At 61.4% G+C, this 12,040-nt stretch carries 14 protein-coding genes; 7 read left to right on the top strand and 7 right to left on the bottom strand.

Going from position 1 to position 12,040, the window contains the following annotated elements; translation table 11 throughout:
• Window positions 1–579 (top strand): group II intron maturase-specific domain-containing protein (locus AS026_RS15915; RefSeq protein WP_280950890.1); only part of this gene is annotated, 579 nt, incomplete at its 5' end.
• A gap of 118 nt (window positions 580–697) precedes the next feature.
• Here the strand turns inward: AS026_RS15915 and AS026_RS15910 are convergent.
• Both AS026_RS15910 and AS026_RS15905 read right to left on the bottom strand, forming a co-directional pair.
• Entirely contained in the window at window positions 698–1,375 is a 678-nt protein-coding gene (locus AS026_RS15910; RefSeq protein WP_062370555.1) for a ribonuclease HII, read from the bottom strand.
• 110 nt (window positions 1,376–1,485) lie between these two features.
• Window positions 1,486–2,643 (bottom strand): PA0069 family radical SAM protein, encoded by a 1,158-nt coding sequence (locus AS026_RS15905; RefSeq protein ID WP_062370566.1) that lies wholly within the window; start codon window positions 2,641–2,643, stop codon window positions 1,486–1,488.
• 137 nt (window positions 2,644–2,780) lie between these two features.
• Between AS026_RS15905 and AS026_RS15900 the strand changes: the two genes are divergently transcribed.
• Window positions 2,781–3,299 (top strand): hypothetical protein, encoded by a 519-nt coding sequence (locus tag AS026_RS15900; RefSeq protein ID WP_062370553.1) that lies wholly within the window; start codon window positions 2,781–2,783, stop codon window positions 3,297–3,299.
• A gap of 191 nt (window positions 3,300–3,490) precedes the next feature.
• On the top strand, window positions 3,491–3,808 hold the full coding sequence (locus AS026_RS15895; RefSeq protein ID WP_025661924.1) for a hypothetical protein: 318 nt from the start codon (window positions 3,491–3,493) through the stop codon (window positions 3,806–3,808).
• A 32-nt stretch (window positions 3,809–3,840) separates the two neighbouring features.
• Here AS026_RS15895 and moaB read toward each other — a convergent pair whose 3' ends face one another.
• The 4 genes from moaB to AS026_RS15875 form a co-directional block, all read right to left on the bottom strand.
• Window positions 3,841–4,392 (bottom strand): molybdenum cofactor biosynthesis protein B, encoded by a 552-nt coding sequence (moaB, locus tag AS026_RS15890; protein WP_025661923.1) that lies wholly within the window; start codon window positions 4,390–4,392, stop codon window positions 3,841–3,843.
• Window positions 4,376–5,284, bottom strand: coding sequence for a 4-(cytidine 5'-diphospho)-2-C-methyl-D-erythritol kinase (locus AS026_RS15885; RefSeq protein ID WP_025661922.1), 909 nt, complete (start codon window positions 5,282–5,284; stop codon window positions 4,376–4,378). The genes moaB and AS026_RS15885 overlap by 17 nt, the downstream gene beginning before the upstream one ends.
• A gap of 6 nt (window positions 5,285–5,290) precedes the next feature.
• Window positions 5,291–7,120: a tetratricopeptide repeat protein gene (locus AS026_RS15880; protein WP_062370551.1), complete on the bottom strand. Its 1,830-nt coding sequence runs from the start codon at window positions 7,118–7,120 to the stop codon at window positions 5,291–5,293.
• 127 nt (window positions 7,121–7,247) lie between these two features.
• A complete protein-coding gene (locus tag AS026_RS15875; RefSeq protein ID WP_025661920.1) occupies window positions 7,248–8,264 on the bottom strand; it encodes a polyprenyl synthetase family protein in 1,017 nt (338 codons plus the stop codon).
• Window positions 8,265–8,372: 108 nt separating this feature from the next.
• On the opposite strand from AS026_RS15875, the gene AS026_RS15870 reads away from it, so the two are divergent.
• The gene (locus AS026_RS15870; RefSeq protein ID WP_018859327.1) at window positions 8,373–8,600 is read left to right on the top strand and encodes a putative signal transducing protein; all 228 of its coding nucleotides are present in this window, start codon (window positions 8,373–8,375) and stop codon (window positions 8,598–8,600) included.
• Between the two features lie 7 nt (window positions 8,601–8,607).
• Window positions 8,608–9,384: a tRNA1(Val) (adenine(37)-N6)-methyltransferase gene (locus AS026_RS15865; protein ID WP_025661919.1), complete on the top strand. Its 777-nt coding sequence runs from the start codon at window positions 8,608–8,610 to the stop codon at window positions 9,382–9,384.
• Here the strand turns inward: AS026_RS15865 and AS026_RS15860 are convergent.
• Entirely contained in the window at window positions 9,381–10,721 is a 1,341-nt protein-coding gene (locus AS026_RS15860) for an Nramp family divalent metal transporter (protein ID WP_018859329.1), read from the bottom strand. The two genes, AS026_RS15865 and AS026_RS15860, sit on opposite strands and share 4 nt — an antisense overlap.
• Before the next feature lie 170 nt (window positions 10,722–10,891).
• On the opposite strand from AS026_RS15860, the gene AS026_RS15855 reads away from it, so the two are divergent.
• Window positions 10,892–11,752, top strand: a complete 861-nt coding sequence (locus AS026_RS15855; protein WP_025661917.1) for a S49 family peptidase — start codon at window positions 10,892–10,894, stop codon at window positions 11,750–11,752.
• Between the two features lie 19 nt (window positions 11,753–11,771).
• A complete protein-coding gene (locus AS026_RS15850) occupies window positions 11,772–11,966 on the top strand; it encodes a membrane protein (RefSeq protein ID WP_018116661.1) in 195 nt (64 codons plus the stop codon).
• The last annotated feature ends 74 nt before the right edge of the window (window positions 11,967–12,040 follow it).

The following is a 12,040-nucleotide window of genomic DNA, read 5'->3' as shown; positions in this document are numbered from 1 at the left end:
CGCTATGCCGACGACTGTAACGTCTACGTGCGGTCACAGCGGGCGGGCGAGCGGGTGATGGCTCTGCTGCGGCGTCTCTATGGCCGACTTCGCCTTAAGGTGAACGAGACCAAGAGCGCCGTTGCCACCGTCTTCGGCCGCAAATTCCTCGGCTATGCTTTCTTCAAAGCACCAGGGCGGGTGGTCAAGAGACGGGTTGCCGACAAGGCAATCAAGGCGTTCAAGGAGCGCATTCGCGAACTGACACCGCGCGTGACGGGTCGATCCCTGAAAGCGGTGGCAGAACGGCTGCGCCTCTTCGTGCGCGGATGGAAAGCCTACTTCCGGCTGGCGCAAACACCTCGGGTCTGGCAAGCGCTGGACGAGTGGATGCGCCATCGTGTGAGGGCAATCCAGCTCAAGCAATGGAAGCACGGCAGGACGATCTTTCGGGAAATGATGGCAAGGGGAGCGAAACCTGGGGTGGCCCAGCAAGTGGCAGCAAATGCCGGTCGCTGGTGGCGCAACAGCGGCAAGCTCCTTAACGCCACCCTCACCATTAGATGGGCTGACCAACTTGGAATGCCCAGGCTCGTCTAACCTCAATCTCTCGAACCGCCCGGTGCGGACCCGCATGCCGGGTGGTGTGGCAGCGGTGCGATCACATCGATCGTCCCCTATGCCGATTTGGAGCTGTATTGGTAAGTCGCGGACGGGATCAATCGCTGTCGAGTTCGATACCCTGCACCTTCTTCAGCGGGCTGAAGGTCATCCTGTGCAGCGAGCAGGGACCGTGCTTTTCGATACCGGCCCGATGTTGCGCGGTGCCATAGCCGGCATGCGCGGCAAAGCCGTAAGCCGGAAAGGTGCTGTCGGCGCGCGCCATCATCCGGTCGCGCGTCACCTTGGCGACGATCGATGCGGCGGCGATCGAGACGGAGCGCGCATCACCCTTCACGACTGCCTGGCCGGGGCAGGCGAGCCCAGGCGGAACGTCAAGCCCATCGGTCAGGACAAAGCTAGCTGGTATCGACAGGCCGCAGATGGCGCGGCGCATGGCATCCAGACTGGCCTTGCGGATATCGGTCTCGTCGATGCGCGTCGAACTTGAAGAGGCGATCGAGACGGTCGCGGTTGCGAGAATCTGAACGAAAAGCTCTTCGCGCCTCAGGGCCGAGAGCTGCTTCGAATCGTTCAGGCCTTCAGGAATGCGTTTCGGATCGAGAATGACGGCTGCCGCCACGACGGGACCGGCCAGCGGCCCCCGTCCGGCCTCATCGGCACCTGCAACCGGCCAGTGACCGGCCTTGCGCGCGTTCAGCTCCAGCCGGAAATCCGGCACGAGGGGGACATCTTCGAAAAGCATGGGAGAATCGGGTGACGTGCGACGGCTCATGAAGCTGACCCTCGCACGCCAACCCGATTTCCTGCAAGTCCCCGGATCAGGGCGGCGGGCCGGGGACTCGAGCGCGGAAGGGCAGGGCGACCATCCGCGAAGCTGAAATGTCAGAGCAGCGAGAGCTGGACGCCGCTGCCATCGGGCGGAACGAACAGGTCGTCCCGCAGCGGTATGCTGCGCCGGGTCATGCCTAGCCGTTTCGTCGCCATTTCGAAACGGCGCGCAATCTGCCAGGCATAGGGTCCGGCGCCCTTCATCCGCTTGCCGAACTCAGCATCGTAATCCTTTCCGCCGCGCATCGAGCGGACCAGCGACATGACGTGACGATAGCGCTCGGGATAGTTCTGCAGCAGCCAGTCGCGAAACAGTGGCGACACCTCGAGCGGGAGACGCAGGATGACATAACCCGCCTCGGTGGCACCCGCCGCGTGCGCCGCATCCAGAATTCGCTCAAGCTCATGGTCGTTGAGCGCCGGAATCATCGGGGCAGCCAGGACCGATGTCTGGATGCCTGCCTCGGAGAGCGCGCGGATGGCTTCCAGCCGGCGCGTCGGCGTCGAGGCGCGGGGCTCCATGGTCCGCGCCAGCTTTCGGTCGAGCGTCGTCACCGACAGCGAAACGCGGACAAGGTTTCTTTCCGCCATCGCCGAGAGAATGTCGAGGTCGCGCAGGATCATTACCGACTTGGTTACGATCGAAACCGGATGGTTCGCCTTTTCCAGCACCTCAAGGATCTGCCGCATGATGCGCCATTCCTTTTCGATCGGCTGGTAGGGATCGGTGTTGGTGCCGATCGCGATCACCCGCGGCTTGTAACCGGGCTTCGCCAATTCTCGCTCCAGGAGTTTCGCCGCATCCGGCTTGGCAAACAGCTTGGCTTCGAAGTCCAGACCGGCCGAAAGGCCCATATAGGCATGCGTCGGCCGCGCGAAGCAGTAAATGCAGCCATGCTCGCAGCCGCGATAGGGATTGATCGAGCGGTCGAAGGGAATGTCCGGCGACTCGTTGCGGGTGATGACCGTTCGCGGCTTCTCGATCTGCACGTCGGTCTTGAACGGCGGCAGATCCTCAAGGTTCTGCCAGCCATCGTCGAACGCTTCCCGACGCAGAGGCTCAAAACGCCCGCTCGGATTAAGCCCGGCCGCACGCCCACGGCGGCGGTCGACATCGATCCGCAGGCCGGCAGATACGATCATCGTATCGGCAATATCTGCCGTATGGGCAGGCGCAAATGCGGCCTGCCCTGCAAGGGACTGCTCATTCATCGGATTCTCCGCTGGCGGAAGCTTTGCTTCCATCCGTTCTGATGATTAAATTCCTATCGGCAAAAAGAGAACAATGCAAGAACAAAATGAGGAAAGTGTCGCTGGCAAATTTTTGTGCGGCGCTCTATGAATAGGCAATGTTGACAGTTGTACTGGAATGCCAGGATCAGGAACCGGAACTGGCGCAGACATTATCGGTGTTGGTTGCAGGCGCAGTGGAGGGGCTCGTCAGCGACGTCGTGGTGCTGGACCACGACTCGCGGGATGGAACGTCGAGGGTGGCCGACGCCGCCGGCTGCCGCTTCCATTCACAATGGGATATCAAGGACATAGTGCATTCGGCGCGAGGCGAGTGGCTCCTTTTCGTGGAACCGGGGGCGCGACCGCAGACCGGCTGGATCGACGAGATTGCTGAGTATATCACCCTGAACAAGCTACCGGCGCGGTTCACCGCGTCGCGCGGATACCGACGGCCGTTCCTGCAGCGTATCGGGCGTGCTTCGTCGCCGCTGGAGCTAGGGCTTCTCCTTCCGAAGGCGCAGGCGATCGCTGCCGCAAGAAGCGGAATGCGTCTCGCGGAATTCGCGAAGGGGCAAAAGCTGCGCAAGCTCAGCAGCGAGCTGATTCCATCCTGGGTCGCGCGCGCGGCGCGATAGTAGGTAGGGCGCTGCTCCGCGTGCTACCCATGCAGATAATTGGCGCCCGATACAATTTTGCGCTATAATTCCATCATGGCGCCGCCCGAGCGCCTCGCTTCGTGACGGTCGACCATGGAATGCCGGCAGACGGCAGAACAGGTCAGCGGAAGTCTCCTCTTCTGCCGGTTTCCGGCAAAAGGAGGTGCGTCATGAAACGCAATATGATCCGCGGCCTGATAGCGGCCGTCATATTGACGACATCGATGATCGCGCATCCGCATTCGGCAGCATCGCAGATGATGCGCAGTTGCGCAGGCCGATCCGAGGTCGTCAATTTCCTCGACAAGAATTTTGCCGAGAGACTGACGGCGGTCGGGCTGATCAACCAGAACGCCATGCTTGAGGTCTACGCCGCGCAGAGCGGCACGTGGACGCTGCTCGTCACGGATGTTCACGGCGTAAGCTGCATCCTGCTGTCGGGTGATAGCTGGGATACGATGCCTGCTCTGCCGGGCATAGGGGCATAGAGCGGCAGACGGTCGCCTGCCGAAGCAGTCCGTTACTTGCCGGCGCCGCGCTTCAGATGCTCATCGAGGCGCGGCATGATCTCCACGAAATTGCAGGGCATGTGGCGGTAGTCGAACTGGGATTTCAATATGCCGTCCCAGGCGTCCTTGCAGGCGCCAGGTGAGCCCGGCAGCGCGAAGATGAAGGTCGCGTTGGCAACGCCCGCCGTGGCGCGGGACTGGATCGTCGAGGTGCCGATCTTGTCGTAGGAGATACGGTGGAACACTTCCGAAAAGCCATCCATCCTCTTCTCGAAGAGCGGCTCCAGAGCTTCCGGGGTGACGTCGCGGCCGGTAAAGCCGGTTCCCCCCGTGGTGATGACGACGTCGATATCGTCGCGTTCGGTCCACGCCTTCACGCGGGAAGCGATCGCCTGCCGATCATCGGGGACGATCGCGCGGTCGACCAGCCGGTGCCCCGCCTCCTTGATCCTGGCGGCCAGCGTATCGCCGGAGCGGTCATCGGCAAGCGTGCGTGTATCCGAGACCGTCAGCACGGCAATGCCGACAGGAATGAAGGGACGCGTTTCATCCAAACCCGGCATCATGACCTCCCGCAGTCGTTTCCGTGGCTTCGAAATACCAGTCCGGCCGTTCGCTGTGAAGCGCGGCGGCGGCGTCTTCCGCCGCCGCAAGCGTAGGGAAGATACCGTAGCAGGTCGCACCGGAACCAGACATGCGAACGAAAGATGCGCCCTGCTTCTTGAGCATCGTCGAGATCTCGGCAATTTCGGGGAGCAGGCCGCGAGCGACCGGCTCAAGGTCATTGCGCGTAGCGCGTATCGCCTCGACCCAGTTGAAACGCGGCGTCATGTCGAGCGGCGGATTGGCCTTGTTCGTCAGCCTTCGGAAAACCTCGGGCGTTGATACGCCTTTCAACGGGTTTGCCAGCACCATGGCAAAGGCCGGCATGTCGTCGACAGGCACGATTTGATCGCCAATGCCCCTGGCGATCAGCGGTCTGCTCGCCAGGCACATAGGCACGTCGGCGCCAAGTCGAATGGCGATTGCCTCGATGGTCGCGTTCAGAAGCGAGACATTCCAGAGCCGCATCAGACCGCGAAGCGTAGCCGCCGCGTCGGCCGAGCCGCCGCCGATACCGGAGGCAATCGGCAGGTTCTTTTGGAGATGGATGCGGACGGCGGGAGCGGAGCCGCCCTCGCGAGCGATCGCCTCGCGCATAAAGTCCCGAGCCTTCAGGACGAGGTTGTCGTCGCGGCTGTCGTCAAGCGCCTCGGCAAAACGCCCGGAGATCACGAATTCATCTTTATCCGCCAGCGCAAAGCCCAGCCGGTCACCATGTTTGGTGAAGGTCACGAGCGTGTCGAGCCGATGGTAGCCATCGGATCTCTGGCCCGTCACATGCAGGGCCAGATTGATTTTTGCCGGAGCGTCCTCGATGACAGTCACGTCATCGCCCATACTCGCCTCTGGCATCGCCGATCAGGACTTCTTATCGGTAGGCTTCGGTTGGATCGGCGCCGGGTCAGGCTGTTTCTTGTCCGCAGCCTTGGAGTTGTCTGTATCCTGCGGCAGGCCGTTGGCGATCTTGTCCTTGATCTTCGGGATCTCGGATGCCTCAGGGTCGGAGCCGAGCGCGCGGTTCCACTGGTAGACGGCTTCGAGCTTGCGTCCGACGCGCCAATAGGCATCGCCCAGATGGTCGTTGATCGTCGCGTCGCCGGCCTTGATCTGCGCAGCCTTCTCCAACTCCTCCACCGCTTCGGCGAAGCGGTTCAGCCGGAAATAGGCCCAGCCGAGAGAGTCGATGATGTAGCCATCGTCGGGACGCAGGTCGACCGCCTTCTTGATCATCGCCAGCCCCTCGTCGAGGTTCCGGTTCATGTCGATCCACGAGTAGCCAAGGTAGTTTAGAACCTGCGGCTGATCCCGGTTGAGCTCCAGCGCCTTGCGGAAATTCGGCTCGGCCTGGTCCCATTTCTTCAGGCGCTCATAGGCAATGCCACGCTGGAAGAAGACAGTCCACGCGCCCTTGCCCGGCAGTGGGCCGATAACTTCGACAGCCTTGTCGTAGTTTTCGGCCATCGCGGCGTAATCCTTCACGTCCGACAGCACGCTGCCATAGGCGAGGTAGCTGCGAACGTCGTTCGGATCGGAGGCAATCAGGTTCTGAAGGTGCTTGCGTGCCTCTTCCACCTTACCGCCCTGTGCAAGCGCAAGGCCGAGCTGAAGCTCGGAGATGCGGCGCATCGGCGAGTTTTCGGGTACCTGCTGATAGAGCGCGATGGCGCGGTCCATCTGCTCCTGTTTCTCGGCAATGCCACCGAGCATGACGAGCGTATCGGCGCTATCGGGATCCAGCGTCTTGGCGGTCTGCAGGTAGAGCGAAACAATATCCTCGGCGCCGTCGCGGTTCAGCGCGCCACCGATGGAGAAGAGCACGCCGGCAGCACCCTGCTTGGCCGTCTGGATCTGCTGCTCCTGCTTCTCGCCCTTTTCGATGCTCTGGCGCAGCGCTTTGAGCGGCGCGTAGTTGGGCAGCAGGTTGTCGCCGACGGAAATTGCGTCGAGCGCCTTCTGCTTGTTGCCCTGTGAGGCTTCGAGCCGGGCAAGAGCGATGACGGCGCGCATGAAGGTATCAGGAGCGGTCGCGCCGCCGTCCTTGTCGAGCACGGCGTCGTTGAGGTTCTGGCGAGCGGCCCTGATGTCGCCGTTCACGATCGCGATCGCGCCGGCATTGTATGACTTGAAGATGCCGACCCAATCCGGTCCCTTCATCTTCTGGATCGTGGTGAGGGCTTCCTTGCCACGGCCGGCGCCGACGCGGGCCCAAGCGGCGAGCAGATCGTTCATCATCCGGTCGAGATCGTTCGGTCCGGTATATTTCAGAAGGGATTCAGCCGTCTTATATTCGCCACGGCGAATGGCATCCATGCTGCGCACGATGGTCGTGATGCGCTCGACGGTCGGATCACCCTTCAGGTCGTTGGCGTATTTCACGCCGTCCTGGATGTCGCCGTTCAAAAGCAGCGAGATCATCAGGCGCTGGCGGATTTCCGGATTTCCCGGCTCGATCTGCAGCGCCTTCTTGTAGAGTTCGATCGCCGTCTCGTAATCGTGATCGACATCGGCGGTCCGGGCAGCCAAAAACGCACCGGAGAAGCTCGTGACGCTATCCGGATCGAAGATCACTGTCGCGGCATCGTCCTTCTTGGCCGTCTCTTCGGCATTCACGCCGCCGAGCGCTGCCAGCGATATGACCGCTGCCATGGCTGCGCTCGAAAGAAGACGGATGGCAAGTTTTTGCCGCATTAGAAAACCTCTCTTGTGGCAGCCGGCCTCGTCCGACTGCAAATCAGTTGAAATGACTGACTCACAACAGGATGGCTTTTTTGAAGCGGTCCTGCAATAAAATCAGCCCGCGATCAGTGACCGTCGATTAATTGACGCGCTCGATGCAAAAGTCGATGACTTCCATCAGGGCCGATTTCCATGCCGTGTCGGGAAGGGGCGCAAGCGCATCGCGTGCGATCGTGCCGTAGTGAACTGCCCGGGCGATGGTATCGTTCAGCGTGCCGTACTTGGTAATCAGGCCAAGTGCCTTTTCGAGATGCTGGTCGCTGCTTTCGCCGCCTTCAATGGCCTGACGCCAGAAGGCGCGTTCTTCCTCGGTGCCGCGGCGATAGGCCAGGATCACAGGCAGCGTGATCTTGCCCTCGCGGAAGTCGTCGCCGACATTCTTGCCGAGATCGGCTGCCTTTCCGCCGTAATCCAGCGCGTCGTCGACCAGCTGGAAGGCCAGCCCGAGGTTCATGCCGTAGGACTTCAGCGCGTTACGGCCGGATTTGCCGGCATCGGCGACGATCGGGCCGACTTCGGCAGCCGCGGCAAACAACGCCGCCGTCTTCGCGCGGATGACGGCGAGGTAGTCGTCCTCAGTTGTTTCCATGTTCTTGGCGACGGAGAGCTGCAGCACTTCGCCTTCCGCGATCACGCAGGCAGCCGAGGAGAGCACGTCGAGCGCTTCGAGCGAGCCGACCTCGACCATCATGCGGAACGCCTGGCCGAGCAGGAAGTCTCCGACGAGCACGCTGGCCTGGTTGCCCCAGATCATGCGAGCCGTGGACTTGCCGCGGCGAAGGTCGCTCTCGTCGACCACATCGTCATGCAGCAGCGTCGCGGTGTGCATGAACTCGACCGATGTCGCAAGCTTGATGTGGTTTTCGCCCTTGTAGCCGAACAGCGCAGCCGAGGCCAAAGTCAGCATCGGGCGCAGACGCTTGCCGCCGGACGAGATGAGATGGTTGGCCACCTCAGGAATCATCTGGACGTCGGAACCGGCCTTGGAGAGAATAAGCTGGTTGACCCGTTGCATGTCCGCCTTGGTCAAATCGACCAGCGGCTTGACGGATGCCAGTTTGTTTTTGCTTTCTTCAAGCGGTATGACCACGCCCAACGACCCGGACTCCTGTTAAATTATTGGGTTCGACAATAGAAAGGGGCGATTGGCGCGGCAAGGGGTGAATTGTCGCGTCGCGCAAATTTGAAAGGGATTTTCCCGCAAATGCATGAACTTATTCGCGCCAATGATCCCGTACTGCTCTCCTTTGCGGAAAGTCTGCTGAAGGATGCGGGGATTCACTGCTTCATCGCCGATCAGGGCATGAGCATTCTGGAAGGGTCACTCGGCATGCTGCCGCGCCGGCTTCTCGTCGATGATGACGAGGCGGATCGGGCGCGCCGCATTCTCGTGGATGCCGGGCTCGGCGACGAACTGCGGATGCCGAAGTGAGCTTTTGATGACGGAAGATGTTGCCGAGACCATAGATGCCTTTCACCGGGGGCTGTTCCATGTGGTGCAGCCGAAGGGCAGGGGGCATCGCTCCGGCATGGATGCAATGCTGCTCGCAGCGCTCGTTGCCGACGATCGTCCGATCAAGGTTGCCGATCTCGGTGCCGGCGCGGGTGCTGCAGGCTTGGCCGTCGCGTCACGGCTGCCGGCCGCGGAAGTCGTGCTCTTCGAGCGCTCGGGCGAGATGGCTGACTATGCGCGCCGCAGCATCCTCCTGCCTGACAATGCGCATATGGCCGGCCGCGTTTCAGTCGTCGAGGCGGATGTGACGCTAAGGGCGAAGGCGCGAAACGAAGCCGGTCTTGTCGATGAGAGCTTCCATCATGTCATCATGAACCCGCCGTTCAACGATGCAGGCGATCGCCGGACGCCCGATGCCTTGAAGGCGGAGGCGCATGCGATGACGGACGGACTGTTCGCAAGCTGGGTGCGGACGGCCGGGGCGATCATGATCCCCGGCGGACAATTGTCCTTGATTGCGAAGCCGGAATCGATCGCCGAAATCATCGATGCCTGCGGACGCCGTTTCGGCGGCATCGAGGTGACCGCAATCCATCCGCGCGAAGGCGAGAACGCCGTGCGCATCCTCGTCACGGCGATAAAAGGATCGCGCGCGCGGCTTTCGCTGCGCGCGCCACTCATCATGCACGAGGAGGGGACGCATAAATTCTCCCCCTTCGTGGACGATCTCAACAATGGCCGGGCGGCCTATGCCAGGCGCTAGCCGGTCACGAAGTCAAACAGCAGCTTGACGTTCAGGCCGGCAATCAGGACCGCGATCACATAGGCGATGGCGCTCAGCCAGCGCGGGGCGACCAGCGCACCCATCTTCGCCTTGCTGGCGGTAAACATCACCAGCGGGAAGACGGCGAAGGAGAGCTGGAGGCTGAGCACGACCTGCGTCAGGATCAGCAGTTCCGCCGTCCCTTGGTCGCCATACCAGATCGTGACGAAGGCGGCCGGAATGATGGCGATCGCGCGGGTGATGAGGCGGCGAACCCATGGCTGAAGCCGGATCTTCAAGAAGCCTTCCATGACGATCTGGCCGGCAAGGGTTGCCGTTACCGTCGAATTCAGGCCGCAGCAGAGCAAGGCGATGCCGAAGAGCGTTGGCGCGATTGCCAGGCCGAGCAGCGGCGAGAGCAGCGCAGATGCTTCGCCCAGTTCCACGACATCCGTCTTGCCGTTGGCATGGAAGGCGGCTGCTGCAAGGATCAGGATCGATGCGTTGATCAGCAGCGCAAAGCACAACGCTATGGTCGAGTCGATCGTGGCGTAGGTCAGCGCCTCGCGCTTCTCCGGCACCGAATGGCCGTAAGCGCGGGTCTGGACGATGCCGGAATGCAGATAGAGATTGTGCGGCATCACCGTGGCGCCGAGAATGCCGAGCGCGAGGTAGAGCATCTCGGGGTTGGAGACGATCTCGGTCGTCGGGAAGAAGCCCCGGATCACGGCGCCCCATTCCGGATCGGCAAGGAAGATTTGCACCCCGAAGCACACCGCAATGATACCGAGCAGAGCGATCACGAAGGCTTCCACCCAGCGGAAGCCGATCTTCTGCAGATAGAGAATGAGGAATACGTCGAGCGACGTGATAAGCACACCGAGCTCGAGTGGGATTCCGAAAAGCAGATTGAGGCCGATCGCCGTGCCGATCACTTCGGCAATGTCGGTGGCGATGATGGCGACTTCGGCAAAGGCCCAAAGCGGCACGGAAACATATTTCGGGAAGGCGTCGCGGCAGGCCTGGGCGAGGTCGCGACCGGAACCGATGGCAAGGCGCGCACAGAGCGACTGCAAAACGATCGCCATCAGGTTGGACAGCAGAGCAACGGTCAGCAGCGCATAGCCGAACTTCGATCCACCGGCGAGCGAGGTTGCCCAGTTGCCGGGGTCCATATAGCCGACGGCAACCATGTAGCCGGGTCCGAGGAACGCAGCGATCCGTCGCCAACGTGTGCCATGCTTGTGCGTCTGGACGGAACGGTAGACATCGGAAAGCGATGCCTCTTCGCGCTCGTGTCGCCAGCCGGTCTTTGCGTTCGGATTTACGATGTCCATGCAGTGTCCGCCTACTATCAATGCGGCCAGTATGTCTGATTAGAATGATAATGCAAGTCATTCGCAACAAGAATTCTGAAGTGGCAGATGTTTTCTGCGCCGGCCATTGCGTTTGTCGCGCCGTTGCATACATGGAAGACGTTCGCTGATCTTGTCGCAAAGGATGGAAAATGGCCGGATTTTTGAAGAGGTTGCTGCCGAAGCGGTTCCGCAAGGAAGGCGTGGTCATCCCCGTCGTTCGACTTCACGGTCCGATCATGAGCGGCGGAAGCCAGTTCCGGCCGACCCTCAATCTCGCCGCAACTGCACAGGTCCTCGAAAAGGCTTTCAGCTTCAAGGATGCGCCGGCGGTCGCCATCTCGCTTAATTCACCCGGCGGCTCCCCGGTCCAGTCGCGGCTCGTCTTCGCGCGCATTCGCGATCTTGCGCGTGAAAAGCAGAAGAAGGTTCTCGTCTTCGTCGAGGATGTTGCGGCATCCGGCGGTTACATGATCGCTCTTGCTGGCGACGAAATCATTGCCGACCCCACCTCCATCGTCGGCTCGATCGGTGTCGTCTCCGGCGGCTTTGGCTTTCCCGAACTCTTAAAGAAGATCGGCGTAGAGCGCCGCGTCTACACGGCCGGGGAAAACAAGGTAATCCTTGATCCGTTCCAGCCCGAGAAGGAAAAGGACATCGAATACCTGAAGACCCTGCAGCTGGAGATTCATCAGGTCTTCATCTCCATGGTTCGTGAACGCCGCGCCGGAAAGCTGAAGAGCGACGAAGTGGTCTTCTCCGGACTTTTCTGGACCGGCACGCGTGGTCTCGAACTCGGCCTCATCGACGGGCTCGGCGACATGCGGCAGGAGCTGAAGCGTCGCTATGGGGCGAAAACCAAGCTCGAGCTAGTGATGCCCGCGCGCGGCCTTTTCGGAAGGCGCATTCCGGGTATATCGTCAGCCAACTTGGAAGGCGCCGGAGCTGGCCTTGCGACTGGACTTGTCGAGGCCGCCGAGGAGAAGGCATTGTGGAGCCGCTACGGGCTCTGAGGGATAAAAGGCTGGCATTATGCCGCAACTGATAATCATCATCGTGCTGGTGGTCGGAGCCTGGCTTCTCTACCGCCGCTTCGTTGCCGATGCACAGCGGCTCGCCGAGCGATCCCGGCGTGCCGAGAAGGAGCGCCAGACGGGCGCCATCGGCACGCTGGTCAAGGATCCGGTCACCGGCGAATATCATCTGAAGAAGGACGAGGACGAGTAGGGCCGCAAAAGCCTTGACCCGTCTGGCGCGGCGTGGCACCTGTCCGCACACTTTTTGTACGAATTCGGAAGCCG

Origin of the sequence: Rhizobium altiplani (assembly GCF_001542405.1) — a bacterium.
Classification (GTDB): domain Bacteria; phylum Pseudomonadota; class Alphaproteobacteria; order Rhizobiales; family Rhizobiaceae; genus Rhizobium; species Rhizobium altiplani.
Note: the sequence above shows the minus strand (reverse complement) of the source record. Positions and strands in the feature narration are given on the sequence as shown.

Excerpts from the sequence above, each read along its gene's own strand:
- AS026_RS15870 (WP_018859327.1), top strand. The coding sequence starts at position 8,373 with ATGCATGAACTTATTCGCGCCAATGATCCCGTACTGCTCTCCTTTGCG.
- moaB (WP_025661923.1), bottom strand. The coding sequence starts at position 4,392 with ATGCCGGGTTTGGATGAAACGCGTCCCTTCATTCCTGTCGGCATTGCC.
- AS026_RS15895 (WP_025661924.1), top strand. The coding sequence starts at position 3,491 with ATGAAACGCAATATGATCCGCGGCCTGATAGCGGCCGTCATATTGACG.
- AS026_RS15880 (WP_062370551.1), bottom strand. The coding sequence starts at position 7,120 with ATGCGGCAAAAACTTGCCATCCGTCTTCTTTCGAGCGCAGCCATGGCA.
- AS026_RS15910 (WP_062370555.1), bottom strand. The coding sequence starts at position 1,375 with ATGAGCCGTCGCACGTCACCCGATTCTCCCATGCTTTTCGAAGATGTC.
- AS026_RS15885 (WP_025661922.1), bottom strand. The coding sequence starts at position 5,284 with ATGCCAGAGGCGAGTATGGGCGATGACGTGACTGTCATCGAGGACGCT.
- AS026_RS15855 (WP_025661917.1), top strand. The coding sequence starts at position 10,892 with ATGGCCGGATTTTTGAAGAGGTTGCTGCCGAAGCGGTTCCGCAAGGAA.
- AS026_RS15850 (WP_018116661.1), top strand. The coding sequence starts at position 11,772 with ATGCCGCAACTGATAATCATCATCGTGCTGGTGGTCGGAGCCTGGCTT.
- AS026_RS15865 (WP_025661919.1), top strand. The coding sequence starts at position 8,608 with ATGACGGAAGATGTTGCCGAGACCATAGATGCCTTTCACCGGGGGCTG.
- AS026_RS15860 (WP_018859329.1), bottom strand. The coding sequence starts at position 10,721 with ATGGACATCGTAAATCCGAACGCAAAGACCGGCTGGCGACACGAGCGC.
- AS026_RS15905 (WP_062370566.1), bottom strand. The coding sequence starts at position 2,643 with ATGAATGAGCAGTCCCTTGCAGGGCAGGCCGCATTTGCGCCTGCCCAT.
- AS026_RS15900 (WP_062370553.1), top strand. The coding sequence starts at position 2,781 with ATGTTGACAGTTGTACTGGAATGCCAGGATCAGGAACCGGAACTGGCG.